The 26,738-nt window shown below is 58.6% G+C and carries 23 protein-coding genes; 13 read left to right on the top strand and 10 right to left on the bottom strand.

Annotated features, from left to right (window positions below; translation table 11 throughout):
• Positions 1-110 precede the first annotated feature (110 nt).
• The 3 genes from CRI94_RS09415 to CRI94_RS09405 all read left to right on the top strand — a co-directional run bounded on the left by CRI94_RS09415 (position 111) and on the right by CRI94_RS09405 (position 4,757).
• A complete protein-coding gene (locus tag CRI94_RS09415; protein WP_218919372.1) occupies positions 111-1,697 on the top strand; it encodes a S10 family peptidase in 1,587 nt (528 codons plus the stop codon).
• Between the two features lie 444 nt (positions 1,698-2,141).
• A complete protein-coding gene (locus tag CRI94_RS09410; RefSeq protein WP_098075444.1) occupies positions 2,142-3,212 on the top strand; it encodes a DUF4382 domain-containing protein in 1,071 nt (356 codons plus the stop codon).
• A 261-nt stretch (positions 3,213-3,473) separates the two neighbouring features.
• On the top strand, positions 3,474-4,757 hold the full coding sequence (locus CRI94_RS09405; protein WP_098075443.1) for an adenosylhomocysteinase: 1,284 nt from the start codon (positions 3,474-3,476) through the stop codon (positions 4,755-4,757).
• Between the two features lie 126 nt (positions 4,758-4,883).
• Here CRI94_RS09405 and CRI94_RS09400 read toward each other — a convergent pair whose 3' ends face one another.
• From CRI94_RS09400 to fdxA, 3 genes are all read right to left on the bottom strand, one after another.
• Entirely contained in the window at positions 4,884-5,372 is a 489-nt protein-coding gene (locus CRI94_RS09400; protein WP_143815357.1) for a hypothetical protein, read from the bottom strand.
• A gap of 217 nt (positions 5,373-5,589) precedes the next feature.
• Positions 5,590-6,303, bottom strand: a complete 714-nt coding sequence (locus tag CRI94_RS09395; RefSeq protein ID WP_098075441.1) for a Bax inhibitor-1/YccA family protein — start codon at positions 6,301-6,303, stop codon at positions 5,590-5,592.
• A gap of 245 nt (positions 6,304-6,548) precedes the next feature.
• Positions 6,549-6,893, bottom strand: a complete 345-nt coding sequence (fdxA, locus tag CRI94_RS09390) for a ferredoxin FdxA (RefSeq protein ID WP_098075440.1) — start codon at positions 6,891-6,893, stop codon at positions 6,549-6,551.
• Between the two features lie 212 nt (positions 6,894-7,105).
• Between fdxA and CRI94_RS09385 the strand changes: the two genes are divergently transcribed.
• Both CRI94_RS09385 and mltA read left to right on the top strand, forming a co-directional pair.
• Positions 7,106-7,522 (top strand): methylglyoxal synthase, encoded by a 417-nt coding sequence (locus CRI94_RS09385; protein ID WP_098075439.1) that lies wholly within the window; start codon positions 7,106-7,108, stop codon positions 7,520-7,522.
• Between the two features lie 201 nt (positions 7,523-7,723).
• The gene (mltA, locus tag CRI94_RS09380; protein ID WP_098075438.1) at positions 7,724-8,968 is read left to right on the top strand and encodes a murein transglycosylase A; all 1,245 of its coding nucleotides are present in this window, start codon (positions 7,724-7,726) and stop codon (positions 8,966-8,968) included.
• Positions 8,969-9,293: 325 nt separating this feature from the next.
• On the opposite strand, the gene CRI94_RS18020 is transcribed toward mltA, so the two are convergent.
• Positions 9,294-9,419 carry a hypothetical protein gene (locus tag CRI94_RS18020; RefSeq protein ID WP_281253312.1) on the bottom strand — a complete coding sequence of 42 codons (126 nt, stop codon included), beginning with the start codon at positions 9,417-9,419 and terminating at the stop codon, positions 9,294-9,296.
• Between the two features lie 136 nt (positions 9,420-9,555).
• Positions 9,556-10,614, bottom strand: coding sequence for a Holliday junction branch migration DNA helicase RuvB (gene ruvB, locus CRI94_RS09375; protein WP_098075437.1), 1,059 nt, complete (start codon positions 10,612-10,614; stop codon positions 9,556-9,558).
• 412 nt (positions 10,615-11,026) lie between these two features.
• Between ruvB and rpoN the strand changes: the two genes are divergently transcribed.
• Positions 11,027-12,586, top strand: a complete 1,560-nt coding sequence (rpoN, locus tag CRI94_RS09370) for an RNA polymerase factor sigma-54 (RefSeq protein WP_098075436.1) — start codon at positions 11,027-11,029, stop codon at positions 12,584-12,586.
• A 327-nt stretch (positions 12,587-12,913) separates the two neighbouring features.
• Here rpoN and CRI94_RS09365 read toward each other — a convergent pair whose 3' ends face one another.
• A complete protein-coding gene (locus tag CRI94_RS09365) occupies positions 12,914-13,729 on the bottom strand; it encodes a hypothetical protein (protein WP_098075435.1) in 816 nt (271 codons plus the stop codon).
• Between the two features lie 131 nt (positions 13,730-13,860).
• The gene (locus CRI94_RS09360) at positions 13,861-14,655 is read right to left on the bottom strand and encodes a hypothetical protein (protein ID WP_143815356.1); all 795 of its coding nucleotides are present in this window, start codon (positions 14,653-14,655) and stop codon (positions 13,861-13,863) included.
• Between the two features lie 390 nt (positions 14,656-15,045).
• Between CRI94_RS09360 and CRI94_RS09355 the strand changes: the two genes are divergently transcribed.
• The 6 genes from CRI94_RS09355 to CRI94_RS09330 all read left to right on the top strand — a co-directional run bounded on the left by CRI94_RS09355 (position 15,046) and on the right by CRI94_RS09330 (position 23,109).
• Complete coding sequence (locus CRI94_RS09355; RefSeq protein ID WP_098075433.1) at positions 15,046-16,593, top strand: aminotransferase class V-fold PLP-dependent enzyme; 1,548 nt, start codon at positions 15,046-15,048, stop codon at positions 16,591-16,593.
• Between the two features lie 62 nt (positions 16,594-16,655).
• Positions 16,656-17,246 carry an RNA polymerase sigma factor gene (locus CRI94_RS09350; RefSeq protein WP_098075432.1) on the top strand — a complete coding sequence of 197 codons (591 nt, stop codon included), beginning with the start codon at positions 16,656-16,658 and terminating at the stop codon, positions 17,244-17,246.
• A 264-nt stretch (positions 17,247-17,510) separates the two neighbouring features.
• Positions 17,511-18,386 (top strand): hypothetical protein, encoded by an 876-nt coding sequence (locus CRI94_RS09345; protein ID WP_098075431.1) that lies wholly within the window; start codon positions 17,511-17,513, stop codon positions 18,384-18,386.
• A gap of 188 nt (positions 18,387-18,574) precedes the next feature.
• Positions 18,575-19,609: a FecR family protein gene (locus CRI94_RS09340; protein WP_098075430.1), complete on the top strand. Its 1,035-nt coding sequence runs from the start codon at positions 18,575-18,577 to the stop codon at positions 19,607-19,609.
• A gap of 121 nt (positions 19,610-19,730) precedes the next feature.
• Positions 19,731-22,364, top strand: a complete 2,634-nt coding sequence (locus CRI94_RS09335) for a TonB-dependent receptor (RefSeq protein ID WP_098075429.1) — start codon at positions 19,731-19,733, stop codon at positions 22,362-22,364.
• Positions 22,365-22,695: 331 nt separating this feature from the next.
• Entirely contained in the window at positions 22,696-23,109 is a 414-nt protein-coding gene (locus tag CRI94_RS09330; protein WP_098075428.1) for a hypothetical protein, read from the top strand.
• On the opposite strand, the gene CRI94_RS18015 is transcribed toward CRI94_RS09330, so the two are convergent.
• From CRI94_RS18015 to CRI94_RS09320, 3 genes are all read right to left on the bottom strand, one after another.
• Entirely contained in the window at positions 23,088-23,492 is a 405-nt protein-coding gene (locus CRI94_RS18015) for a potassium channel family protein (RefSeq protein WP_218919371.1), read from the bottom strand. The genes CRI94_RS09330 and CRI94_RS18015 overlap by 22 nt on opposite strands.
• Positions 23,489-23,845, bottom strand: coding sequence for an ion transporter (locus CRI94_RS18010; RefSeq protein WP_342751891.1), 357 nt, complete (start codon positions 23,843-23,845; stop codon positions 23,489-23,491). The genes CRI94_RS18015 and CRI94_RS18010 overlap by 4 nt, the downstream gene beginning before the upstream one ends.
• A gap of 221 nt (positions 23,846-24,066) precedes the next feature.
• A complete protein-coding gene (locus CRI94_RS09320) occupies positions 24,067-25,023 on the bottom strand; it encodes a tyrosine-type recombinase/integrase (protein ID WP_098075427.1) in 957 nt (318 codons plus the stop codon).
• Positions 25,024-25,288: 265 nt separating this feature from the next.
• On the opposite strand from CRI94_RS09320, the gene CRI94_RS09315 reads away from it, so the two are divergent.
• On the top strand, positions 25,289-26,692 hold the full coding sequence (locus CRI94_RS09315) for a hypothetical protein (protein ID WP_143815355.1): 1,404 nt from the start codon (positions 25,289-25,291) through the stop codon (positions 26,690-26,692).
• Positions 26,693-26,738 lie beyond the last annotated feature (46 nt).

Below are 26,738 nucleotides of genomic sequence, written 5' to 3'. Positions count from 1 at the left end.
CGGGCGGAGGTGGATGACGACCCGAAACGGGGCGTTATCCGTTGATGCATCGTGTGAAAGCTATGGCGGCGCGGCGCTGGAGAGTGTTGTTCTCCGACGTCGCGCCGCCTATGTTTAGGCCCTCTTCGCTTCAACTTGCCCTCTCTCTCCTCGCTATGTCCGTGACCGCTGAACGATTGGAGCGTTTGCGTCTCTATCTTTCGTTTCTGACCGTGTTCTGCCTCTATGGCACCACTGTCGGCTTTTCGATGGCTCAGGCGCCTGATACCACCGGAGGGCCAGAGTTATATCCTGACACGGTTATAACCACCGAGCACACGGTAGAGGTCGACGGGGAAACGATCAGGTATACGGCAGACGCCGGTTATCTGCCGCTTCGTGCGGAAGATGGTACCGTTCAGGCGAAAATGTTCTACGTCGCCTATCGGAAGGCAGGCACGGATCAGGAAGATCGACCGATCACGTTTGCTTTCAACGGCGGCCCCGGTTCGTCCTCTGTCTGGCTACATCTTGGCGCTCTCGGCCCTCGTCGCGTGCCGGTTGTTTCCGATTCGACAAACGTTCTCTCTCCGCCGTACGAACTTGTTGACAACGGTCAGACCTGGCTCGACTTTACGGACCTCGTGTTCATCGATCCGGTGACGACCGGATATAGCCGATCAACGTCAGCGGTTGACGAAGACCGCTTTCACGGTTTCGAAGGAGACATCGAGTCGGTGTCGCGATTCATTCGGCTGTATACCACGCGAAACGACCGGTGGTCATCGCCGAAGTTTCTCGCCGGTGAGAGCTACGGCACGGTTCGCGCAGCGGGCCTCGCGTCGGCACTACAGGATCGTCACGGCATGTACCTCAATGGAATTGTTCTTGTCTCGGCTGTCCTGAACTACCAGGCGAATGCATTCGATCGCGGAAACGACCTGGTGTACCCGCTTTTCCTGCCGACCTACGCTGCCACAGCTCACTACCACGGCGCGCTTCCCGCTGACCAGCAGGGGCGAGACCTCCGAACGTTTCTAGACGAGGTCGAACAGTGGGCCACGACCGATTACACGGTTGCACTTATGCAGGGGGATGCGTTACCGGATGCCGAGCGGGAGCGTGTGATCGATCGGCTGCATCAGTACACGGGCCTATCGCGCGAGTTTATCGATGACGCCAACTTGCGCGTCGTGGATCGCCACTTCTATAAAGAGTTGCTACGTGACGAGGGGCAGACGGTGGGACGCCTGGACAGCCGGTTCACGGCGCAGGATCGTCTTGACGTCGGAGCCGGACCGGAGTTTGACCCGAGCTACGTGGCGATCCTTGGTCCGTACACCGCCACGCTGAACAGCTACGTGCGGGGTGAACTGGGTTTCGAAACGGACCTTCCCTACGAGATTCTGACCGGACGGGTATGGCCGTGGAACTATGAGACCTTCGAGAACCAGTACCTTGATGTGGCTGAGCCATTGCGGCAGGCGATCCACAAAAACCCTGCGCTCCGCGTCCATGTCGCCAGCGGGTACTACGATGTAGCAACGCCATATTTCGCGACCGACTACGTACTGGACCACATGGGGCTCGGTGCGAAGTATCGTGACAATGTAAGCGTGAGCTACTACGAGTCCGGACACATGATGTATGTGCACATGCCATCGCTACGGCAGTTCACGGATAACGTCGAGACATTTTATCGCGACGCAACGGATTGATCAACAACGTCGCCGCTCACCAGGTGGGTCGAATCGCCGTTCCTCGCTTGGGGGAAGGGCGGTTCGTTTTTGTTGAAAGGGTGCCGGACCCTCCGGAGGCAGAGAGCGAGGTCACAGCATCAAAAACTATATTCATACTTCGTGAATGGTGGGTGCAGCGGTGGAGGGGAACGGACGGAAAACGGCTATTCACAGGTGTTGAAGCGGGTTCTTTTCCGAGGTCGTTGGGTCTGAGGCCATTCCGCGGTGGTTATGTTACGGTCTACCAAAACGATAGCGCAGCGTGTAACCACCTCCGCTAACGTTCTTCTATGAGGTGCGCGTTCGCCGGAAACCCCGGAGAGCGGCCCGAGATCGCTGCACGTGACGGTTGCATCGAACGCAGCCGGATTTGCGCCAGCGCTCTCGTTTCGATGACGCATTGTATAGCGACCGAATCCCCCTATGAAGTCTACGTTGCGCACTGTTTTCAGCCTCGGACTGGTTCTCGTCCTGGGCCTCGTTACTTTTACCGCCTGCGATTCGTCCGATTCGGGCGCTGTGCAGGGCAAGATGAACCTCCGTCTCACCGACGCCCCGCTCGATAGCGTGGCCGAGGTCAACGTCACGATCGAGAGCATCAACCTCGTTCGCGAGGATGCCGACGATGATGACCTTGAGGGCGACAGCGAGTCCGATGAGGTGGAGGCTGGCGATGATGCAATCGTACCTGTCTTCGCACCCGATCAGCCGGTTACTGTCAACCTTCTCGATCTCACCGACTCCACGGCGACGCTCGTGACGGACGCCGCCATTCCGGCCGGTGATTATTCGCAGATGCGTCTCGTGCTGACGAATAATAATACGCTCGTCTTCAACGACGGCAGCACCGAAAACCTGAAGACGCCGAGTGCTCAGCAGAGCGGCTACAAGATTCAGATTCCGGAGTTTGAGATTGATGAGGAAGGCGATATCGTCGACCTCACGCTCGACTTCGACGCCAGCCAGTCTGTTGTTGAACTCGGAAATGGCGGGTATATCCTGAAGCCGGTTGTCAAGGCTGAAGCCATCGAGTTTACGGATGCCGACCTGGAGTTGGCTGAAATCGAAGCCACCGGTCGCATCGACAACGTCGATACGAGTGGCCCGACGCTGACCGTCGAGGGAATTCCCTTTACGACGACGGACAGCACCGACTTTGACGGTGTGTCTGCCATCGACGGCCTGTCCTCGTACAACTACGCGAGCGTAGAGGCTGTGAAGGAAGACGACGGTACCTACCGCGCCGCTGAAGTTGAAGCGTTGAGCTCGGACGAGTTCACCTTCAGTCTCGAAGGGTACGTCGAGGGTGCAACCGACACGTCGGTCAGCCTTCTGGGTCAGAGTATCGCGATCGATGGTGACACGGAGTTTGAAGGGACGCTGGATGCGGCTACGCTTCAGGCTCTGACGTCGTCGGACATCATCGAGGTTGACTTCATCGTCCTCAGCGACGGCTCGCGTCTTGCCACGAGCATCGAGCTTGGGAGCAACTAACGTCGAGCTTATCGACAACCGCGTTTCGCGGTTATAGCGGCGTTCTCTTCGGAGAATGTCTGCTAGCAGACGCCTGCCTCTGGCCTGGAGGCAGGCGTTTTATGTATGCATAGGGCTTTTTGGGGCGACCGGTCGGGGAGAGAGGTACGATGTTGTTCGGTTTGACTTGAATTCTCGCCTAACGGGGAGCATTGCGCGGCGCGTGCCGGTACGCCTTTCTTGGACTGCCGAATTACATGTACATGACACATCTGCACACCGATGGATCACAAGGAAGGGGCGTACAAGGTCAAGGACCTTGGTCTGGCTGAAAAGGGCCGCAAGCGAATCGAATGGGCCGAGAGCCGGATGCCGGTTCTCATGAAACTGCGCGAGGAGTACTCGAAAACGAAGCCGTTCGACGGCTACAAGATCGCAGGATGCCTGCACGTGACGAAGGAAACGGCCGTGCTGGTCGAGACGCTCGCCGCGTGTGGTGCGGATGTGGCGTGGAGTGGTTGCAATCCGCTCTCGACCAACGACGAGGTCGCCGCTGCTCTCGCGAAGAACGGCATGGCCGAGATCTACGCATGGCACGGCCAGAGCACGGAAGACTTCTACTGGAGCATCGACAAGACCATCCAGCCGAAGGCTCCGCACCTGACGCTCGATGATGGCGCCGACCTGATCTTCCGCGTCCACTCCGAATACCCGGAGATGGCGGAAACGATCATCGGTGGTTCGGAGGAGACGACCACGGGCGTCCACCGTCTGCGTGCGATGGACAACGACGGCAAGCTGCTGTATCCGGTGTTCGCAGTGAACGATGCCGAGACCAAGTGGGACTTTGACAACGTGTACGGCACGGGTCAGTCCACCATCGACGGCATCCTGCGCGCCTCGAGCGTCATGCTCGCCGGAAAGAACTTCGTCGTCGCTGGCTACGGCCACTGCAGCCGTGGTGTCGCGATGCGAGCGAAAGGCATGGGCGCTAACGTGATCGTGACGGAGGTCAAGCCGACCGCTGCGCTCAAGGCAACGCTCGACGGCCACCGCGTGATGACGATGGATGAGGCCGCTGAGATCGGCGACATCTTCGTGACCGCGACCGGCATGAAGGACGTGATCCGCGGACGCCACTTCCTCAAGATGAAGGATGGCGCGATCGTGTCCAACACGGGGCACTACGACGTGGAGCTGAACCTCAAGGAACTCGCCGAGCTGTCGGTCGACGCCCGCGAGGTCCGCGACAACAATCGCGAGTACACCATGGAGAACGGCAAGAAGATCTACATCCTTGCTGATGGTCGCCTCGTGAACCTCGCTGCTGCAGAAGGCCACCCGAGCGAGGTCATGGACATGAGCTTTGCCAACCAGTTCCAGGCCCATCTCGCCCTCGTGCAGAAGCACGAAGCCGGCGAGCCGCTCGGCCCGCACGTGATTGACCTGCCGGAGTCGCTCGACCAGGAGATCGCGCGCATCAAGCTCGAGACGATGGGCATCGAGATCGACTCGCTCACCGATGAGCAGGTTGCCTACGCCACCGATTACTCGGCCGGCACCTGATCTCGTTGAGTCTGTGATGCAAGGGACGAGCACCTCACCGCTGTCCCGACCACACACAGAAAGCGCCCTGCTGGCTACGGCCGGCAGGGCGCTTTTTTATTTTTAGCTCATCCCAGACGGTCGCGTCTATTCGACGACGACGATGGAGCCTTCCATGGCAGCATGGTTCAGGCAATTGTACGCATCTACTTCTTGCAGCAGCGTTCGCGTGAACGTGAAGGCGATTCCGTCCGTGTTGGCCACGAAGTTTATATCCTCATCTCCACTTAGCGAGCCGCCGCCGGTGTCTTGACGAAGGAGGATGGAGCCGTCCGCGTCTTTGAGCGCGATTGGATGGTTGTTTTCTCCGCCCATGTTATTGATGACATACCGAACGTCTTTCTTGAAGCGAAGCGTAGGGTTGTCGGTCGATCCATCCGTTACGTCCGTACCTCCCTGCACGTCAACGACGACCCATGCATCATTACTCCGGTTGTCGACGGTGATCGTTACGGTCGTCGGTGTATTTTGAGGGGGACCGCTGATCGTCAGTTCGCTTCGCGTTTCACAGCCTGAGAGAACAAGCAGTCCGGTGAGCAGGGAAACCAGAAGAAGAAAGGGGTTCGTGATGCGCATGGTGATCAGAGTGGTCGGAGAAATCATAAGGGACGGCTCATACAGAAGGCTGTCGTCAACAGTTGCATGCTGGGAGCCCGAGACGATATTTGGTCGCGTGCGCCCGTCCACAAAAACGCCCTCCCGACGCAGTGGCCGGCAGGGCGCGCATCAAGCATCGGTTTGTGGAGACGGCGTTGTTTTGCCCCTCACAGCCGCGTGATCATAAATGCTCTTGTCATTCGCTCGACATCAAGCTCAGGATGTACCAGAACATCATGGCGACGGAGGCGAACAGCTGAAGCGCCGCCGCGACGTAGCGATCTTTCGGAAAGTGGTGGATCACGTTCGACGTGTCATACAGAATGGAGGCGCCGGCGAGGGCGACCATGCCGATCGAGAAAAACGTTCCGAGTTGAAAGCCAAAGATCGATCCGGCAACGATTAGGCCGAGGGCCGCGAACCCACCCCAGATCATCACTCCGCGGAGGAAGCTGAAATCTTTGCGTGTGTAAAAGGCGATGCCCGTAAGGCCCGCGAAGCCGAGCAGCGTCACCCAGGCTGCACTTTCGATGACGCCCCCGCCTGCTGTATAATGAGCCATGACGAGCAAGGGCACGAAGAGAATGGCCTCCGCCACGACGAAGCCCGCGAGAGCGAGGTATTGCTTCGAGATGGATTCCGTTCGGTGGGCCGTGCGCGTCGCGAGCCAGCCGACGACCATAAATGCGCCCAGGGGGATGAGCCAGTTCACGCTCAACATGGCCTGCGCGATCGGTTCGGCAAGGCCGGAGGAAAACAGAAAGACCTCCAGTAGGGCGAAGCCGATGATGGCAGCGGCCACGTGGAGATAGGTCTGCCAGATAAACGCCGCGCGAGTCGACGTGTCGAGGTCCGCGACAGGCGTCCAGGAAACCTGGGACGCGTCGATGGCAGGGGAGGAATCGGGCATAATTAAGCGCAGAGGTAGGTGGCGAAAAGGGCCGGGAAATAGTAGCTAGCGGGCGCAGGAATGATCCTGCGCGACGGGAACCATGTGTTATACCACGACGCTCGAGGCGAACGAAAGCTGCAGACCGTCGGACCGCTGCATGCCTAACCTGGCGGCGTGGTCGCGGCGCATAGACAACGGAAACGCCGCTCCGACGGGATACCTGGAGCGGCGTTCGAGACGAGCATCGGCGTGGGAGCGGCGCATCACACGTCCCAGGTCAGAATGTCTTCCTCCGACTTCTCTTTCGTTTCCCACTCCTCGGCGTCTGGCATCGGATCGGACTTCTCCGTGATGTTGTACCCGAGTTCGCGCCATTGATTGGCGAGATACTCGTTCCATTCCGTATAGTGCTGGTACTCCTCCGGGAGTTCGTCATCCGGATAGATGGCTTCGACCGGGCAGACGGGCACGCAGGCGTTGCAGTCGATGCACTCGTCGGGCTGGATCGTGAGAAAGTTAGGCCCTTCATAGAAGCAATCTACGGGGCATACCTCGACACAATCTGTGTACTTGCAGTTAATGCAGGGTTCGGTGACGACGTACGGCATAGGAAGGAGGTACGGACAGAGCAGACTGGAGTTGATTCGATACGATGATAACCCGTATGTTTTCCGCAGTTCCAGAAAGACATACGCGTTACGGGTTGGCCGGGTCGGGGCTGACTGCGAACGTCCCATAGTAAAGGCCGGCTACGTTCCTGTTCGAAGATGTAAATGGGAACGCTGACACTCACAATGCTTCTCGCCACCTGGCTCGATCCATGCCCGAAGCTCCTGTTCTCGCCTTGATTGCTCATGACGGCAAAAAGGCTGATCTGATTTCATTTGCTCACAAGCACGCGGACCTGCTTCGTCAATTCCAGCTCGTGGCCACCGGAACCACCGGGCAGATGCTCATTGATGAACTTGATCTCGACGTCGTGCGCTACCACTCCGGTCCACTTGGCGGAGATGTCCAGATTGCGTCTCGCATCGTCGAGGGAAATGTCTACGCCGTTGTGTTCTTCATCGACCCGCTGGGCAAGCACCCGCACGAACCGGACATTCAGACGCTTCTCCGGGCGTGTAACGTCCACAATGTGCCCATCGCGACGAACGAGTCGACCGCCCGTCTGATCGTTGAGCGACGGGCTGTTCAAGACTCGTTGCCGAATCGAGATAGCGACGATGCTAGTTGATGACAGCATGCCGTAGGCGCCCGATGTTCTCCCGATTACTCGATTCGGAGAGCCGGTCATGATTGTGCGTCACGCTCTATCGGTGATTACAGATTGATGGGACCCGTTGGCCTGCCCCTGTACGCTCGAATGAGTGCGAGGGGCGACCCTCCGCGTCAGCCCACATTTTGTTTGCTTCTAACCCCGTAGCCCCCACCTTCTGTGTACTCCCGCTTCTGCCTCGGACTCTGTCTTATCACGGTGCTGTCTGTCATCGGCTGCTCTTCGTCGGATGAAGCGCAACGAGAGGCAGAGGCAACCTTCAGCCTTCAGCCGATTGAGCCTCGCCAGCTTGATGGGTGGCGTCCGACGGGCGCTGCCAGAGCGTTGCAAGCCTTTCAGCGCTCTTGTGACGCGCTTCGAGATCGTCCCTCCGATGCTCGGATGGTGCCCGACCGGCCGGTCTTTGGTACAACCGAGGACTGGATGCCCGTATGCGAGAAGGCCCTCAGTCTCCCGGACACATCCAACGCCGAGGCGCAGCGATTCTTCAGTCGGTCGTTTCGGCCGTACCATGTGGCAATGGGAAAGGACCGGGACGGGTTGTTTACCGGATACTACGAACCGCAATTACGAGGCGCGCGGACAAAATCGAGCGTGTTCTCCGAGCCGCTGCACAGGCCTCCAACAGACCTCATCCGGATCCATCTTGGCGATTTCCGTTCTTCCCTTGACGGTGAGCGGCTCTTTGGCCGGGTCGAAGGGAATCGCCTGGTGCCGTACTACGAACGGGAGAAAATTGAGGAAGGGATTCTCGAGGGGCGCGGTCTTGAGATCGTCTACGTCGACAGCCGGGTGGATAAGTTTTTTCTTCAGATCCAGGGCTCGGGGCGCGTCATCCTGCCCGATTCCAGCTTGATCCGGGTTGGGTACGCAGCAGCGAACGGTCAGCCGTACCGTGCGATCGGGCGCGATCTAATTCAGATGGGTGAGGTCGCGCGGGAGGACATGTCGATGCAGGCGATTCGCCAGTGGATGGCCGATCATCCGGAGCGCGCGGAGGACCTGATGAATCGCAATCGGTCGTACGTCTTTTTCCAGGAGCGGACAGATCTCGACGCACGGGAGGGCCCGATCGGTGCCCAGGGCGTTCCGCTGACGGCCGGTCATTCTCTCGCTGTTGACTCACGATTCCTGCCATATGGCGCGCCGCTCTGGTTGTCGTCGTATCGCCCGTTGACGGAGGACGAACTGAGCGCGGGAGCCACTCCAGCAGATACAATCGACGGGACGCCCGTGGCTCGCCTGCGACGGCTTATGATCGCGCAGGATACCGGCGGGGCCATTCGCGGTGCTGTACGCGGCGACGTGTTCTGGGGGGCGGGAGAGCGAGCAGCCGACGTCGCGGGACGCATGAAGTCGCCGGGCTCCTACGTCGTCTTTCTGCCGGCGTCACTAGCACCGTAGCGGTTGATACGTTAATAACCTGTTTGGCGGATGGATTGCGAAAAGTAACCTCGGCGGTCCAGGTCGATCGGCGGCCTGACGATTATTCTTACGCAATGTCGGAGTAAACACGGGGTCTGAGATGAACCCAGTCTCATGTTACTTGTGTCGCGAGGACCGACCATCGGGAGGTCCGCACGTCTGGATCGCCGAAGGCTGTCCGCCAAACAGGTTCTAATACATTAACACGTTAACACGCAAAAAGGTAGTGAGATGCGGTGATAGGGGAGGTGAGCCGGGACGGACGAGCCGATGCCTTCAATCCAGAAGGTCCCGGAGCGGGTGCCTAGTTCATCACCCAGTAGCCGATGATGGGAGGGATGGGGCCGTCGAAGTCCGTGTAGACGAGCATGCGGGGACTGTCCGGGATCGAGCGGATGAAGACGATGCCGAAGCGAGAGAGGTCGGTCATGGGGCAGTAGGAGGAGCGGGGCAGTCAGAACTTAGGTCGTGACATGCACGAGTGAAGGTTCGTATCCCACGCTCACGAAGACATACCGACAGGTTCACGCGTGTAACCGGCCTGTTAGGTTTTCGGTAGGTCTCGACTACAGATCACCGCGTCCTTGCTCATCCTCCTCAAAGAGCGAGGGCCCGCGTCCTTTTGGCGGTGTTCGATCGAAGTGACGGTAGGCACGCGGCAGTGCGATTCGCCCGCGTGGTGTCCGTTCAAGAAATCCCTCCTGAATCAAATAGGGTTCGTAGACCTCCTCGATCGTGCCGGAGTCCTCGCCGACGGACACGGCGAGATTTTTCAATCCGGTCGGGCCGCCACCAAAATTTTCGATCAGGGTCAGAAGGATCCGCGTATCCATGTCATCGAGTCCTTCTTCATCGACATCCAGCGCATTCAGCGCTCGGTCTGCGATGGCCTTTGTGATCTGTCCGTCGCCTTCCACTTCAGCAAAGTCTCGCGTGCGTCGCAGGAGTCGGTTGGCAATACGCGGCGTACCGCGAGAGCGACGAGCAATCTCGTAGGCGCCATCCTCAGTCGCATCAACCTGAAGGATACGAGCGGAGCGAAGCGTGATTTGTCGGAGGAGATCCGCCGTGTAGTAATCGTATCGGAAATCAATTCCGAATCGTGCGCGGAGGGGAGCCGTGAGCAGGCCCTTTCGGGTGGTCGCTCCGATAAGCGTAAACGGAGGCAAATCGATCTGAACAGTCCTCGCGTTCGGTCCCGCGTCGATGACAATGTCGATTCGATAGTCCTCCATCGCGGAGTAAAGGTACTCTTCCACCACGGAGCTCAGCCGATGAATCTCGTCAATGAAGAGAACATCTCCCTCCTCCATGTTCGTTAGGACCCCCGCAATGTCAGCAGGCTTTTCGAGCACCGGGCCACTTGTCGTCCGGATGCGGGCAGCCATTTCGTTGGCCACAATGTAGGCCAGAGTGGTTTTGCCGAGGCCAGGTGGACCGGACAGCAGCACATGATCCAGCGCTTCACTTCGCTGGAGCGCCGCCGTCATAAAGATCCGCAGGTTCTCCTTGATCTTTTCCTGGCCGACAAACTCGTCCAGGGACTGCGGGCGAAGTTGAGTTTCGATGTCGGTGTCCGTCGCATTTGCATCGGGACGGAGAGGGGCGGAGCGAGCAGAATCCATAAACGGCGCAGTCAGGAGGTCGACACGATGCGGGAGTGGTTCAAGCCTGTCAGCGTCGAAGGGTTTCGGTCTGGGAGCCGGGCCGTGCGACACAAGGATCGACGCGGCGCCGGATCGTGCAGCCGGCTGCCTGTTTTTCCTTTCGTTTCCACGCTCAAGTATTCCATCGGATGAGGACCCATAGGCCCTTCACACAGGGATTACGGAGAACTCGATGGATTATGCAAACCTTGATGCGAGGCTTGCGTTAAGAAACGGGCAAGCGGAATAGATATTGTGGGCAAGCAGTTTCCCACGCTTATAGACCGGCGAAATGAGAACGAGATGCGGGAGTGCCTCCTCGCGCATTTGCTTCGTTTCGTTGCTTCACGGTCTTCCTTTCTACTCGGATGCACCAGGTCGCCACAGCTCCATGCTTGAACTCCATCAGAAACAAGAGCTTCAACAAAAGCTTTCGCCGCAGCAGATTCAGTACATCAAGCTGCTGCAGCTCAACACCCTTGATTTAGAAATGCGAATCAAGGAGGAGCTGGAGGAGAACCCGCTGCTGGAGGAGGGCCTCGACGAGGAGGAAAAGCGGGAGGAGGAGCAGATCGATGCCACGGAGGCAGAGATGGAGAATGAACTTGAGACGGAGGACGAGGACGAGTTCGACGTCGAGGATCTTCTCAACAGTAGTGACGACCTCTACGGCTACAAGGCCAATCCGAACTACAGCGAGGACGATGACGACCGGGAGCGGCCGATGCGGTCCAGCACGACCCTGGCCGAACAGCTCAAGAATCAGATGAGCTTCCTGAACATGTCCGAGACCGATGAAATGGTCGCGGAGCAGATCATCGGATCGATTGATGAAGATGGCTATCTCCGCCGTGACCCAGAGTCGATCATCGATGACATCCTGTTCAATCAGGGCATTGAGCTGGAGGTTGAGGATGTCGAAGAGGTGCTCCTCCAGGTGCAATCGATGGATCCGGCGGGCATTGCCGCGCGCGACCTTCAAGAGTGCCTCCTGCTACAGCTCTATCGGATGCCGGACGATGTGGATGGTCGCAACACGGCGATCGAAATGCTGGAGGATCACTACAAGGCATTCACGATGAAGCACTTCGGCAAGCTGAAGAAGCGTCTCGGAGTAGACGATCGTGAACTCAAAACAGCGTTCGATCTGATACAGCAACGTCTCGATCCGAAGCCGGGCGAGGGACAGTTTTCCGAGGAGACCAACTACATTACGCCGGATTTTACGGTTCGGTACGTGGATGGAGAGTTCATCATCACCCTGAACGGCCGAAACGCGCCCGACCTTCACATCTCGCGTCATTACCGCAAGATGCTGGAGAAGCTTCGGGCTCAGAAGAAGCGGGAGAAGAAGAAAAAGAAGAAGGCGAAGGCCAGCGGCAACAAAAAAGACATCGACAAGGAGACGAAGCAGTTTCTGAAGAACAAGTTCGACTCCGCTCGTTGGTTCATCAATTCGATTAACCAGCGCCGGCACACGATGACGCTGGTGATGGATGCCATTGTCCAACTGCAAGAGGACTTCTTCAGGTATGGCGAGGGCAACCTGAAGCCGATGATTCTGCAGGACATTGCGGAGATCATCGACATGGACATTTCGACCGTCAGCCGTGTCGTGAACGGCAAGTACGTGCAGTCGGAGTTCGGAGTCTACGAACTCAAGTACTTTTTCTCGGAAGGTCTGGAGACGGTTGACGGAGATGAGGTGTCGAACAAGGAGGTGAAGGCGGTGCTACAGCAAATTGTCGACGCGGAGGACAAGACGTCCCCATACTCCGACCAGAAGCTCGCCGACAAGCTGGAAGAGAAAGGTTTCAAAATCGCTCGCCGTACGGTGTCGAAGTACCGCAAGCATTTGAGCATCCCGGTAGCGCGCCTCCGGAAGCAGATCGTGCTCGATGAGGACGGGGAACAGGAGCCGGAGCAAGAGCCAGAGGGAGTTGAGGCGTAGCGCGTGATATCGATCTCGCTACGATAGAAATGTGGGATCAAGTTCGTAGGCAAAAAAGCGGCTCAGTGTCCAGTTTTCGCGGACACCGAGCCGTTTGTCGTTTGCCTGGAGGGGGCACGGACGCGAACGGACCGATTTAATCCCGCGGGACCCGACCGCTCATCCCGACCTGCATCTGCGAGGACGACGAAGATGACGCCTGGCGAGAAACTGCCGAACGTTGCGACGGTAGATGCGCCAAGCTCGGTCTGAGAGGCGTCGGCCAGCGAGCCGCTTATTGAAGTACTCCCAAGTCACTCACTATTTCGTGAGAGCGACCGATCTCAGTTAGTTGATCGGCACACGGATGGTGGCGCCTAGAATAAAGCTCACGCTGTCACGGAGGCCGTCGCCTACCGGTACACCGAGGGTAAGACCCGGATACACGCCCTTCACGCGTGCGAACCCGGAGACCCCGAGTTCGGACTGGGCATCTTCTCCAAGGACGACGCGTGACGAATATCCAACACCGAGTTCGTACGTTTCTCCGACGTACCAGCCTCCCAGGTCGATGATGGCAAGCATCTCGTTGCTCCCGCTGGCGTCGCCGGTGAAGAGGGCAAAGGCCGGACCTCCTCGAAGTCGAAACTCAATGGGTGAATCCTCGAGCGTGTGCACGTAATTGCCGACGGCATACATCGTCAGGTAGTCCGGAACGAAAGCCATCACTCGATTCGTGACGGCAATTTGGCCGATCACCGAGGCTAGAGGGGCTTTGTCGACAGTGTTGATCGGCAGTCGAACACCAGATTCAAGCAGGAAATGATGTCCGCTTGCGTATTCGATGCCGATGTACGGATTGCCGAGTCCCACGTCCGATATGTATTGATCCGAAGAAACATAGTTTGCATCAATAGCGCCGTATCCAAAAGGAAGATCAGCGACGAGTCGGACGGTCTTATTGATGCTTACTCGTCCGGATACAAAAGCGGCGGAAGACAAGGATTCGAAAACCGTCGGCACGCTAAATACGGGCTTATTCCAGTCGACGGCGACATAATCGCCCGACCGCGCGGGTGCTTGCGTGACAGGCTGGGCCGCGGTGGACCCAGAGATGAGAAGAACGAACAGAAGGGAGAGGAAGCCGGTCTGAAGAGATCTCATGTCAAGATGAGATAGCTAAATGAGAGACGATCAGATAGACACGGCTATAAATGTATGTATTAAAATGTAAACTTACATAATTGATACCATACTTTTTTATTTTTGTTCGGCGTTAGACCGACACTCTGTTCTTACCAGAGCCGTAAATCCAGGCTGGCCCCGAAGATGAATGAAGCCAATTCTCGATCTTCAGCATTTAGCGGAATCCCGATGGTAATGCCCGGAGCGATGCGCTCGAAGTCAAGCAGGGCGGAAAACGCGAAGTGATGACGGCTTTTGTCGCTATAGCTGCCGGGGGCAGTAGTGATTCCGCGGCCGGTGAACGAGGCGCCCGTGATGAGCCTGTCGCCCTCTCGCCAGACCTGCACGGCATATCGGAGTCGCAGATCGCGTTGGGTGACGTCGGTACCTGACGTATCCGCCTCTTCGAAGATGCCAAACGCCAATCCACTTCGAAGCCGTATGGAGGTCTTGCGCCCGAGCATAAAGCGCGTGTTTGCTAGGAGGTACGCCTGCTTCTCCTTCTCCAGAAAAGCTGCCCCTCGCCCGTAATCGGCAGCTTGCGCGAGCTGCGTCGCGACATCACCGCTCGATACCGGAAAACGGACGCCGATCTCAACCAGAAAGGGAATCCGGGTACTGCTGAGTCCGAGGCCGAGCAACGGGTTTCCCAGCGCGGTAGTGGACGAGATGGTTTCGCCGTCTGCGTGCGCGACCGGAAGCTCCCCAATGAGTTCGATGTTTTTGTCGAGCGTATACGAGCCCGTGAAAAACAGAGCGCCGGTTGTTGAACTGAGTTGACCATTTTCGTACGCCGGACGCACCGCCTCAACCGATAGGGTGGACGGCAGGTACGGACGCGTAAAAAGGGTTTGTCCCGTCGCGGGAAGGGCGGAGGCAGCTACGATGAGTATAAGCCAGGCCATTTGCACGTGCATCCGTGTACCCGGCGAGCAGCAGGGAATGTGCAGAGAACGGAGGATCTCAGATAGCGAATCCGTACGCATGAGAGTCGACGAGTGGAATTGCAGGACAGATGTGCGCGTCCCCGCGATCCGAGCACGCGCGTCGGTCATACTCAGACTCGCACGACCTTGATGCAAATTGCTTGATGTGCGGATGCTTCTTTCGGCGCTCTCTCGTACGTTATTCGTCACAATTCAACGAGATTCCCGGCGCATGCCCTGCTCTCTGATTCGCGAAGTTCGTACCTGTTGCGACAGGATGTGCTGTAATCTGTAGTGCAGGCACCCGCTCCCGGCAGAACGTGAAGCCCGTTGACTCACCGTTTTCTCGCACCGGTTCCCTTTTTCGATATGGATTCCACGGTCCGAACGCACATCGACCCGCTCGGGACACTGGCCGAGCGCCACCGCCGTCTGGAGGCTCTCCGTACGGCCTTTTCCGGGCTCAACACGACCTACCCATTGGCGGATGGCTCGACATCGAAACGCACGTATCTCGACAGCGCCGCGTCGAATCTGCGGCTGTCGGTCGCCGAGGACATCGTGCAGCAGGCGATGGCCCACTACGCGAATACGCATTCGCAGCTTCACTTCGGTGCGCGAATTATGACGGAGGTTTACCACCGAAGTCATGACATCGTGGCTGATTTCGTCGGGGCGGACGACGATGACACGGTCATTTTCTGCGGGAACGGTGTCACCGGTGGGTTGAACCGCATGGCGCGCGTACTGACCGAACAGCGTCCGGATCGCGACGTGGTGATCACGACGATGATGGAGCATCACGCAAACGACCTACCGCACCGAAAGCACGCGGGCGAGGTCGTTCACGTGCCGCTGGAGCACGACACCAATGGGGAGGCGGGCCGCGTCGACATGGACGCCCTGCAGGAGGCCATCGATGCCCACGCGGATCGGCTGAACTACGTCGCGGTAACTGCTGCGTCGAACGTGACCGGGATCGTGAATCCGATTCACAACATCGCTCGAATGGCGCACGCTGTCGGCGCGCTCTGCGTGGTGGACGCCGCGCAGTCGGCCGCTCACGTCCCGCTCTCGATGCAGGGCAACGATCCTGAAGAACGGATCGACGTGCTCTGCATGAGCGGACACAAGATTTACGCGCCGGGAAGTCCGGGCGTTATTGTCGCGCGGAAGGATCTGTTTGCTGGACTTGAGCCTCAGGAGGTGGGCGGAGGCATCGTGGAGTTCGTCGATACGGAGCGCTACGTCGTCACGGATGACCTACCGGAACGAGAGGAAACCGGAACGCCAAACTTGCCCGGTGCCTTCTTGCTGGCTGCGACGCTGTACCTCCTCGGACGGATCGGGATGGACCTCGTGGCCGAGGACGAGCGCGAACTCACGCAATATGCGTTGACGAAATTCGAGGCGATTGAAGGCCTGCATATCTACGGCTCGCATCGGCTCGAGGTGGCGGAGCGCATCGGCGTCGTCACGTTCAACCTGGAGGGCCTTCCGCACGGACTCGTCACGGCGATTCTCAACGACTACTACGGCATCGCCGTCCGCAACGAGTGCTTCTGTGCACAGCCGTTTGTGCGACAATTGCTTGGCATCAGCGACGAGCGCGGTGTGGCGCCGGCGGACTGTACCGATACATGCGGCCCGGAGGATGCTGCGGCAGGAGATGGCGCGCCGCCGCGTGAGCAGCCGGGCATGGTGCGCATCTCGTTTGGCCTCTACAATACGAAAGAGGACGTGGACCGCGCGGCCGATGCTCTTCGGAGCATCATCGACAGAGCCGACGAATTTCGCAACATGTACGAGCCGGTCGGCGACGGAAGTGGCGATTGGGTCCATCGCGAGTTTTCCTTCGATCCCGACGACACGTTTTCTATCGAAGGCGCTGTAGATCGCTGGTTGGAGTCGGCGTAAGCTCCCCTCTGCCGGACACCTAACCGTTCGGTCGCCCTATTCCTCGCGTTTGAACCCTACGTATGTCGCCAACGACGGCTCTCGGTCTCGTCCTTCTCGGTCTCGCACTTCGTGATGGACCGGAAGCGCAAGAGCTGGCTCGCCAGATCCGCGAGGGAGATCAAGAGGCCTTTCGGGCGTTTTTCGACCGACACCACGGACGTCTGTTTGGCTACATCTGCAGTCGCGGCGTACCCGAGAGCGATGCGGCGGATATCGTCCAGAATGCGTTCGTGTACGTTTGGACCCATCGCAGCAAGATTGATCCAGACCGTTCGCTTCGGTCCTACCTGTTCCGCATCGGCTACACGCGGACACTCAACTTTTTCCGGGACCGGGACGAGACACCAGACGTGGACCTGGACCTTCAGCCTGACAGCTCTACGCGTTCGCCGGAGGCCGAAACGCAAGTTTCGCTGCTACGGGAAACCGTGGACGCGGCGATCGAGACGCTACCGGAACGCCGTCGTGCTGCCTTCCGCCTCTGCTTTCTTGAAGGCCTGAGTTACCGGGAAGCGGCTGAGGCCCTGGACGTGACGCGGAAGACGATCGAGAATCACGTCTCACACGCGCTGCGAGACCTGCGCGAGGCGCTCGACGGATTCGAGATGTGAAGGTGGGGAAGTGTGAAATACGAAGTGCGAAGTGTGTAATGCGAGATGCTAACTGTGAATGGGAGTGCGTGGCGAGGGGCGGAGCAGGGCCAATTCACGGGACGCGCTCGTGCGCTGGACGACATTTTGACTCTTAACATTACGATAACATGAGTGGTTAGGGGGAGTCCCGGGTCGCTCGTGTATGCGGGGTGAACGACGATGCGGTGGCGCGCTTGCTACCGGTCGTCCCGATTCATCCATCCAAACACCATTTGATCTCCCATGATCTCCTTTCGGTCGGTACTTCACCCCGCGCTCGTTGCTTCTGTCGTTCTCTTTCTCATACTCACTGGCTGTGATAGTGCCGGTCCCTCCACCGATGCCCCAACGGTGACGGCGGATGAAACCGCCGAGATGATTGCCGTGACTCTTGCAGAGGATGCAGGTGGCACGACGGCCGACTTCGTGAGCATCGACCAGTCGTTTATGTCAAACCTCAGTTCTCAGAAGGCGCTCTCCGGTTCTTTTAGTCGAGACTGCTCGTACAGTGACGCTACGCAGCTCTGGCAATGCGATGTTTCTGCCTCTCTAACGACCGATCGGTCCGATGCGTCGTTCAGCCGAACGGTTGAGGTTCAATTTCTCGATTCTAGCGATCAGCCACAGAGGAACTATTCCGTTGATGGCAACGACGCGGCTTCTCTGAGCTACACGATTGTCGATGGATCCGGGTCATTCGACGGTCCGCGCGTTAGCAGTCAGTATGGGTTGCCTGCACCCGGGGAGTCTGCTTCTAGCTGGACGATCGACAATCCCGGCACCGGACGTCTAACCATCAATGGCGCCGGCAGTCGCACCGTGGACGCCTCGCGCAGCGGTCGGCGCGGCTCGCGAACCCGTTCGGCGATCGTCACGACGCAGGCGACCGATGTCATCCTCGAGCGCGGAAACGGCATCCAGAGCGGCACGATCACGGGGACCTACGACGCAGAGGTGATTCTCGCCAACGACGAAGGCGATGAAGTCTCCCGCAGCGTGAGCGTCGAATACGAGGCGACATTCTCGAACGGTGTGGTCGAGGTGACATTTACAGGAGGAGGTGAGCGTTTCAACGGTCGGACCTTCGAATTCAGTTCTGTGACCGGTGAGCCCGTCTAACCGTTACATCACGATCTGCTGTATGGAACGCGCCGTCGTCGGATCATCTCCGGGCCGGCGCGTTCCGTGCAGTTGTCTCGGAGGCCGCATCGTTTTCGCCCCACAAAAAGGCTGGCACCGTCGTCGCGAAACCCTCACGCTGCACATCGCTCCACCCGAACATCGTTCTTATCTGACCGCACGGTCTCATGTCTGCCCCCTCTGAATCGGATCGCTTCCTCGCGCGACGTCTCGGCGTATTGCTGGATGACGATCGGATGCGGCTTCGCGATCTTGATGTCACAGATCTGGAGGTTGCTTCCTCGCAGGATGCGCCCTTCGCACAGGCTCTCCTACAGTATCGGCGAGAGACGCTGGACGCCCGGCCGTCTCCACGTCCAGAGCAGACGGAGCGGATCTGGGCGGGGATTGAGCGAGAGATGGAGGAACCATCTCGTGCATCGAGCCCCGACGCGCCTCGTGAGGATCGAGCGCCACGCCGCTCTCGATCAACCGTGCCGGGGCGCGTGCAATGGGCGGCATTTGCTCTGCTCGTGGTCGGAGCGATCGGTGTCACCTGGTTCGTGCTTCAGCCTGATCCGCTGCGCGAGATTCTGGTTGCCCAGTCCGGAGAGCAGGTGCAGACGCTGACGACCGCCGACGGCTCGACCATTCGCCTGCGACCCAACTCGACGCTTCATCGCGTAGAAGTGACGGGAGCCGATCGGTACCGCCTCGAGGGAGAAGCACAGTTTTCTGTCCCGTCTCGCTCGACGATTCCGTTTGAGGTTCAGGCCGGTGAGGCACGGGTAACCGTTCTCGGGACGGAATTTACCGTCCGGACGTGGACACGAGAGCCACAGGTCTACCTTTCTGAAGGCACAGTTGCCGTTTCCCACGTGCCGTCGTCTCGCGCCGACACGCTTCGGCCGGGACAGCAGGCTGCCATCTCGGGTCGTTCGATTACGGTCGAGGAGGCAGATCCGGCCTCGTTCGTGGGCTGGATCGAACAACGCCTGAGCTTCACCCGGCGTTCAGCAGAATCCGTCGCTCGTGAGCTCGAACAGCAGTATGCCGTCGACATCGTGTTGCCACAGTCGATCCGCGCTGAAACGATATCTGGGGAGTTGATCCTCGAAGGTCGTGAGCAGACATTGGCGGACTTTGCGGCGGTCCTCGGAGGTTCATTCGATCGCGGACAAGACGAAACATATCAGTTTTCATCGGACGCCTCACGTCCGTAGTCCCTACCGCAATGTGGGTTGGCGGTAGCAAGCCAAGAATGTTCGTCCGCTCTTGCAGGATGCGGGCCCATCGCTTACTACCCTTTTTTCTGCTACCGTTTCTTTCTGCTACAGTCGACTCATGGTCGGATATCCCCGATGGTTCTGCCTCTGGACGTGGGTGATTCTTCTTGGCGTCCTCGGTACGGTCCAATCTGCTCATGCGCAGACGACATCCGTCCGCGATGCGATTGAGACGCTGGAGGCCACGACAGCCTACCGATTTTTGTATCGAGACGCCGTCGTTGCAGGTCATCAGGTGACGGTAGATCTCGACGGTGCGAGCGCTGAGGGAAACGTTGAGGCTCTGGCACAGGCTGTCCGGTCTGCCGGGCTGAACCTTCGCATTGACCATGACCGGCAGCAAGTAATCATAACGTCGGAACGAACGAGACGGGCAACCTCCGTCGAGGGGTACGTCTTGGATGGACGCACGGGGACACGATTGCCGCTGGCGACCGTGCTGTGGAGGGGGAACGACGGGCGTCAGGGAACGGCAACGGACGCAGACGGCCGGTTTCGCATCCGCCTGGGCGACAACCGGTCATCTTTGGACACGCTCGTCGTCCGCGTGTCGTACGTTGGATATTCGCCGCGGACCGTTCACATCCCGCTATCACCGGCGCCGGACGAACTCCCCATTCGTCTCACGCCACGGCAGACGCAGGCGCCGGAGGTCATCGTCCAGACGAAGTCCATCGTTGCCGGACTCGACACGACGTGGCAGGATCTGGTGCGTGCCGAGCGATATGCGCCGTTGGGTGAATCCAATGTGCTCCGCGCGCTACAGCCGCTTCCGTCGATCGGTACGTCTGGCGCAATTACCGGTGGGCTTGTCGTTCGAGGCTCGCGTCCCGATGGCTTCCGCGTGTTGCTAGACGGCGCTCCCGTTTACAATGCCCACCACCTTTTCGGGATGTACGACGCGTTCAACGCCGATGCCCTGCAAACCGTCGCGCTGTTCTACGACGTGGCGCCGGCAACGTATGCAGCACCGCCGGGGGGGACGCTGGCCTTTCGCACGCGAACGGGTTCTCAGACGGATGTCCGGACGACGCTGAATGCGAGCACGTCTGCTGTGTCCGGGACGGTCGAAGTGCCATGGGATCAAGGGCGAGGCAGTGTGCTGGTTTCGGCGCGGCGTTCGACACTCGACGCGCTGGAGTGGTTCGACAACGAGCGATTGATCGAGATTGGACTGGATGTGGATCGTCCTCGAGAGCCGTTACCGTCCGAGGCTCTGGGAGAAATTGGGGCGCGAACGCGTCGGTCGCTCGATCCATCGGCGTCGTTTTACGATGTGCACATCAATGCTCATAACGAGCGAGCGTCCGGTCGGCGCGTGTCGATGAGCCTGTATGCTGGACGTGATAATGCGGACCAGGGACTGCTTCGTCTGGTGCGAAATCCGTCCGATGCCAGCCGGTTTGCGATTGACACGACCCGGACGAGCGATCGCTGGGGCAATACGAGCGGGAGCGTGCAGCTCGATGAACCGCTCTCTGAGCGAGCATACGGACGCCTGACGGTGGCTGGAAGTCGCTACTTCAGCCGGTATCAGAAAGACGACTTCTTTTACAGTCGGCGCAGACCGAACGGAGAGAATCAGTTTTTTCTGGATGCGTATGCCAATGAAAACACGCTCTACGAGTGGACTGTGGAGCCGCGTGTGGATCTGGCTCTACCGAATAATGGCATCGCGTCCGTCGGGGCGGCAGCATACCTTTACGACGTAGAGTACGAGGAGAGTAGTGCGCTCGCCCCCAGGTTTGAGTTAAGTCGTCAGGCGACCCGGCTCGATCTATATGCACATCTTGAGGCGTCGCCAGAGCCGGTGCACGTGTCGCTGGGCTTGCGGGCACACGCGTATTCCCTGGGCAATATCGTGCGCATCTCTCCCCGAATGCAGGTGCGCGTCTTTCCGGAACGGACAGTTTCCTTCGGTGCGGGGTACACACGGAGCCATCAATTTCTCCATCGAATCGACATTGTTGGAGAAACCAGTAGTGCCATCTGGGTGCCCAGTACGAAGGGGCAACCTCCGGGCCGGGTAGACCATCTTTCGACAGGCATGTACATCTCACCATCGGCCGGTCCTGCGATTCAGGTCGAGGCGTACATTAAGGCGCACGAAAATGTACGGATCCACGAAACGATTGCACGCCTTCGCCCAGGGGATCAAACGGTGCTGTTTGCACCGTGGACGGTAAAAAACACATCCAGAGCTCGCGGGCTGGAGGTACTTGCACGACAGCGTCTCGGACCGGTCTCGGTTGCGGCTGGCTACACGTGGTCGCGCGTTGACATCGATCGGCTAGGACGAGAGGCGCAGCCTGCACCGTGGGATCGACGTCATCAACTGACGTCCAGAATCGACCTCTCCATGGATGGATGGTCGGCCGCGCTGACGGGTACGTATGCGACGGGTACGCCAAGTGACTACGCTCGCATTGTCGATCAGGAGCCAAAGCGAATCGGGGAAACGGTACGAATGGACGCTACGGTTCAGTACGAGCGGGCAGTGGGAAGTGTCAACGTCCGGGTTCGGGGCGCTGTGTACAATCTGTTAGACGCGAATAATCCGTGGTACCGAACGCCGGCCCTATTCTGGACTCGTCCGGGAGGCCGCGCAACGCGTCTGGAGTCGAGCTACGCTATTCTTGATACCTACGATTTAGGGTTTCAGCCGTCTGTCGCTATCCATGTCGCATTTTGAGACGCGTCACCTTTCGAATGAGTCAGCAGACGAATTCACCCTGTGATGTAAAGCAGGGCACCGAGTTGTGCCGAGAGCGGTGGAACGGATCGACGTGAGAAAGAAAGAGGACGCGAGCGGGTGGACCTGACAAGAACTGGTTTGCTGGATTCGTCTTAGTCGCAAATTAGCATTTTTGTTTAATCGCGGCACAGACTTCGCGTATTTCAGACGAGGCACACGTTCGTTGGGTATGATCATTACATCATTAACAGCCGTGTGTACCGTGCGACGTGCTCTCTCCCTCAGTTTCCCGTCGATCCTCGCCTCTGCGACTTAGCTTCTCGATAACATGCGTCGAGCTGATATCCGCACTTCCATTGACTTCCGCGGCTTGATTCGTGGCTGCCCCGATCACCAGTGGCAGATTGTGGACGCGATCCGTGAAACGCAGTCAGACGTGTCGCAAAACCGATGGTTGGTTACGACGGAAGAACGCATTCGGCGCGTGTCGCGGGGAAAAGCTGCCCCTCAGGTCCAAGAGACGGGCCGGATTGAGCGCGAGACCATTGTCGTGGTCCGCGATCGCTGGACCGGGTGGGAGGCTCAGGGCACGTCACCCGAGGATGTGGCAAAAAGCATCCTTACGGCCTACTCGAGCGAGTCCGAATGGCCTCTTGAGGACCGAGGGGATGGCTCGGATGGACGGGGCCAGCTAGCAATCAACGCTGCGCAGATCGTATCCTATCCTTCGGCCACCGATTGATCGAGGGGTAGACCGCAGTGCGGACACACATCATTTCGAGAGGACGATCGGTTCTCTCCATGCTGCGAGCTAGATAGCGCGGTCGACGTTGTGCGTTGCTCACTACGGGTCATGTCAGACCACTCCTCCTGTAGTCCAGAGGCAAGGATTCCGGCAGGGAGAGCGAACAGCCCGATACCGAGAATCGCTACAATCGAGGCTAAAATTTTTCCGACGACCGTCACGGGATAGACATCCCCATATCCGACGGTTGTAAGGGTCGCCACCGCCCACCACATGGTTGCCGGGATGGAAGAGAAGACGTCCGGTTGGGCCTCGTGCTCCGCGTAGAACATGAGCGATGCGGCAATCACGAGCAAAATCGCCAAAACCGAAATGCTCAACACGACTCCTCTTTGTTCCGTTTGACGACGCGCGTCAGTGAAAGGAACGCTGGCAAGTAGCGACCGAGTGTCGCTACGCAGACAATCCGGAGCAGGCGCAGGGCGCGGAGGACACGAAGGTCCCCAACGAGCGAGATGCCGATGAGTGGAAGGTAGAACGGGGCGACGGCGAGGACATCGATAACAGCGAGTGGGGTTCGCATAAACCGAAGGCGCCCGCGAACGAGGCGGTCGTAGGCGGGGCTTTCCGTGCACGACCACACTCGCACCGCGTATTCTATCGTAAAGACGACGACACTGAAAATCTCAAAGATGTACAGTGCAGATCTATAGCTCCGTTGAATTGACGGCACTGTCTCGATGATGACGGCGACGACATTCAGCAGGATCAGGCCGATGATGAAATCATCAACCAGCAGGCTAGCGGTGTCGCCAGGACGTGCGACGGAGAACAGCTCCCACGTACGTGTCGCCTGTACCGTGCGAGAGCACTGCGGGAAGAGGGCATGAGACCAAGAACCGTCGGGCGGGATGGAAAAGAAGACCGCGTACGCTCCTGGTTACCTCCGTCTCGTTATTCGGATTCCGAAGCAAGCTCCTCCGGGTCGCGTTTTAGAAGTCCCTGCTTTTTGTAGTAGATCATCGTTGTGTCGAGCGTCCCGTGCCGCATACGCTGCTTCACCTCTTCCAGCGGCATGTCGTTGTTCAGCCAGATCAGGGCCGCGGTGTGCGTGAGGCTGTGCGGCGTGACGCCTCGACGCTTCACGCCTGACGCCTTAAGGTAGCCGTTGATCCGACTCCGGACGGAGCGTGTGTTCAGGCGTTTGCCTTCCGAGCGGTGCCCATGGCTGACGAATAGCGGCGAGTCTGGATGTAGCCCGCTTCGGGTATCCAGGTACTGTTCCACTTTTCCGACGACGGGAGCATCCAGAGGGACCTGCTGGTCTTTGACCGTTCGGCCCTTCCCCTGCACTCTGAGGACCGGGCCCATGAGCGTGTGCTCCAGGTCCTCGACGTCCGCGCGAACGATTTCGATTTCGCTGAGACCTGCGTACAGCATCAGGTAGACGATGGCGACGTCCCGCTTGTCGATCTGTGATTCCTCGTCGAGCGCCTCCTTTAGTGCTTCGATATCAGCTTCTGTTAGCACCTCACGCGAGTGGGAGTCCGGGCGGCGGTTGCCCTTGACGGCCTTCGCGGGGTTCTCCTCTAGCTTGCCGATATCGGTCAGGTACTGGCAGAAGCGGCGGAGGGCCGTCAGGTATGTCGAAACCGAGACCTGGCTGAGCTCGCGCTCTTCCATCAGGTACGTCTTGTAGTTCCGGATGTCGTCTTCCGTAAACCGGAATTTACCCTGGGTCGTGATAAACCACTTCTCGAAGGTGTTGAGCGAGCGGCGATACGTGCCGACCGTTTCCTTGCTTTTATCCTTCAGGTAGTCGGTGAGAAACTCCTTGAGATGGTCTCTCAGGTTCCGGAGCGACAGCTCCAGGCCCGCACCATTCGAAGAAGAACGTGTGGCATCAGACATAAGCCTTGGGTGCAATAAGGGCGAGTTCAGCGAAAGCCGATGAGTAGATCTCGTTTGAACCGTTTACCCGGAGGTTACCTGGGTCGGGTTGTGTGGGTTGACGTTCAGATCCAGATACGAATCAATAACGGATCTACAGACTCGTTGTGCCCGGTGTCGCGGACGATCGTTGTATATTGATGTTCATAATGGCAATTGGGAACTTGCCACTTATCCGTCGGACGTGCAATTATCGGATGGTACCTCGATGACACCAGATACCCGAATGCCAGCGTATACTTGGTCGGCCAACGACTCGGGAATCACCGGGCAATTTGCTTACGGACTTTTCGGGGCTCTGGCCTGCGGGAGCATGGGCGGAGGTGCCCTGTTCGGGGCCTGGGCCGTTTATCAGAAGACAGGTCTGCATCCCGGGATCTACATTCTTGGAAGTATCGCGGCGCTGATGGTCGGTATCTGCATCTGGCTGGGCGTCTCGGCCTGGAGCGTCTATCGACGCCGGTCCGCGCGTGCTCGCCAACTTGATCAGGCACCGGATCGTCCGTGGGCTGTGCGCGACGACTGGGCCCGAGGAGAGGTGGAAGCCGCCGGGGATACCGCGACGGTTCGGCTGGATGCGGTACCGGCCGTGACCGGAGATGCAATTAGAGGGCAAATCACGGGACCGGATCTCGACCTGGAGTCCGGCGAGACCGTTCGCGTGAACATCAGTTGCCGTGTCCGAACGGCGTCCGGGGACGTACGCACGCCATGGCGAGATGAAGCGGATGTCCAAGTGCAACCCCACGGAAGTAGCGGGAACCTGATTCGGTTCAGCTTTACCCTTCCGGTCGACCAACCACCGGCAACCCCCGATCCGGAGGGACGCCCCCGCGTGGACTGGCGTCTGCAGGTCCATGATGACGGCTGGAACGGCGCCGTCACGTTCCAGCTGCCCGTTTTCACGCAATCCGATGGAGGTGCTGACGCATCGAGCATTGATGCATCCGGTCGATCGGGCACAGCGCAACGTGCGTCTCCGCTGCAGTTCGATCAAACCCATCGTGCGGTTGAGATCGATCACCTTGACGATGTCGACATCACACAGAACGGAGCGTTCGAGGCGGTCATCCGAGGATCAAGTGTCCGCTATCGAGGCGCACGTACCATGTCCGTTATCGTGCTTCTCGTTCTCGTCGCCATCCACAGTTATATCGGGTACATGCAGTCCCTCAGCGCGATCTCCTCCGATGAGATGCTTGGAATGTGGATCGCGCACGGTGTGGTGGGGCTGTTTACCGCGTTTTTCCTGTATAAGACTCTCTACCCGAAGGGCGATGTAATCAGCGTACAGGTGGCGGAGGGGCGGGTGCGAGCAGCTATGTCAGGCAAAACGTTTATCGATGTACCGGCCGAGCAAGTGAAGGGCATTACGGTTGCAGTTGCGGATATGGATCGGCCCCGACTCGGATACGACATCCGCGTCGACCTGGACGAACCGATTTCGCTCGGCGGCTTGAGTGATGCTCTGGCTTCCATCGGCCAGGAACTCGATGATTTCAGCACGACCCCGGACGCTCCAGATCCTCGCCTTCATCCGCCATTGTATTTGGCCTTCGAGACTCGGAAAGAAGCAGACGCCCTTGCCGCGAGAATTGAGGAAGCCGTTCGGGAGCATTTGTCCGGGTAGAACGGTTTTAATATTATACGCCGAACGAATTTTAGACATGCTCTGG

Origin of the sequence: Longibacter salinarum, assembly GCF_002554795.1 — a bacterium.
GTDB classification, from domain to species: Bacteria; Bacteroidota; Rhodothermia; order Rhodothermales; family Salinibacteraceae; genus Longibacter; species Longibacter salinarum.
This window is presented reverse-complemented; position numbering and strand designations above follow the sequence as displayed.

What these genes read in the sequence shown, in the direction of transcription:
- CRI94_RS09350 (WP_098075432.1), top strand. Translation starts at nt 16,656, where the DNA reads ATGTCGCCAACGACGGCTCTCGGTCTCGTCCTTCTCGGTCTCGCACTT.
- CRI94_RS09320 (WP_098075427.1), bottom strand. Translation starts at nt 25,023, where the DNA reads ATGTCTGATGCCACACGTTCTTCTTCGAATGGTGCGGGCCTGGAGCTG.
- CRI94_RS09360 (WP_143815356.1), bottom strand. Translation starts at nt 14,655, where the DNA reads ATGGCCTGGCTTATACTCATCGTAGCTGCCTCCGCCCTTCCCGCGACG.
- CRI94_RS09345 (WP_098075431.1), top strand. Translation starts at nt 17,511, where the DNA reads ATGATCTCCTTTCGGTCGGTACTTCACCCCGCGCTCGTTGCTTCTGTC.
- CRI94_RS09340 (WP_098075430.1), top strand. Translation starts at nt 18,575, where the DNA reads ATGTCTGCCCCCTCTGAATCGGATCGCTTCCTCGCGCGACGTCTCGGC.
- CRI94_RS09365 (WP_098075435.1), bottom strand. Translation starts at nt 13,729, where the DNA reads ATGAGATCTCTTCAGACCGGCTTCCTCTCCCTTCTGTTCGTTCTTCTC.
- ruvB (WP_098075437.1), bottom strand. Translation starts at nt 10,614, where the DNA reads ATGGATTCTGCTCGCTCCGCCCCTCTCCGTCCCGATGCAAATGCGACG.
- CRI94_RS09410 (WP_098075444.1), top strand. Translation starts at nt 2,142, where the DNA reads ATGAAGTCTACGTTGCGCACTGTTTTCAGCCTCGGACTGGTTCTCGTC.
- rpoN (WP_098075436.1), top strand. Translation starts at nt 11,027, where the DNA reads ATGCTTGAACTCCATCAGAAACAAGAGCTTCAACAAAAGCTTTCGCCG.
- CRI94_RS09415 (WP_218919372.1), top strand. Translation starts at nt 111, where the DNA reads ATGTTTAGGCCCTCTTCGCTTCAACTTGCCCTCTCTCTCCTCGCTATG.
- CRI94_RS18020 (WP_281253312.1), bottom strand. Translation starts at nt 9,419, where the DNA reads ATGACCGACCTCTCTCGCTTCGGCATCGTCTTCATCCGCTCGATCCCG.
- CRI94_RS09355 (WP_098075433.1), top strand. Translation starts at nt 15,046, where the DNA reads ATGGATTCCACGGTCCGAACGCACATCGACCCGCTCGGGACACTGGCC.
- CRI94_RS09315 (WP_143815355.1), top strand. Translation starts at nt 25,289, where the DNA reads ATGCCAGCGTATACTTGGTCGGCCAACGACTCGGGAATCACCGGGCAA.
- CRI94_RS09385 (WP_098075439.1), top strand. Translation starts at nt 7,106, where the DNA reads ATGCCCGAAGCTCCTGTTCTCGCCTTGATTGCTCATGACGGCAAAAAG.
- CRI94_RS09330 (WP_098075428.1), top strand. Translation starts at nt 22,696, where the DNA reads ATGCGTCGAGCTGATATCCGCACTTCCATTGACTTCCGCGGCTTGATT.
- CRI94_RS09335 (WP_098075429.1), top strand. Translation starts at nt 19,731, where the DNA reads ATGGTCGGATATCCCCGATGGTTCTGCCTCTGGACGTGGGTGATTCTT.
- CRI94_RS09395 (WP_098075441.1), bottom strand. Translation starts at nt 6,303, where the DNA reads ATGCCCGATTCCTCCCCTGCCATCGACGCGTCCCAGGTTTCCTGGACG.
- CRI94_RS09405 (WP_098075443.1), top strand. Translation starts at nt 3,474, where the DNA reads ATGGATCACAAGGAAGGGGCGTACAAGGTCAAGGACCTTGGTCTGGCT.
- CRI94_RS09400 (WP_143815357.1), bottom strand. Translation starts at nt 5,372, where the DNA reads ATGCGCATCACGAACCCCTTTCTTCTTCTGGTTTCCCTGCTCACCGGA.
- fdxA (WP_098075440.1), bottom strand. Translation starts at nt 6,893, where the DNA reads ATGCCGTACGTCGTCACCGAACCCTGCATTAACTGCAAGTACACAGAT.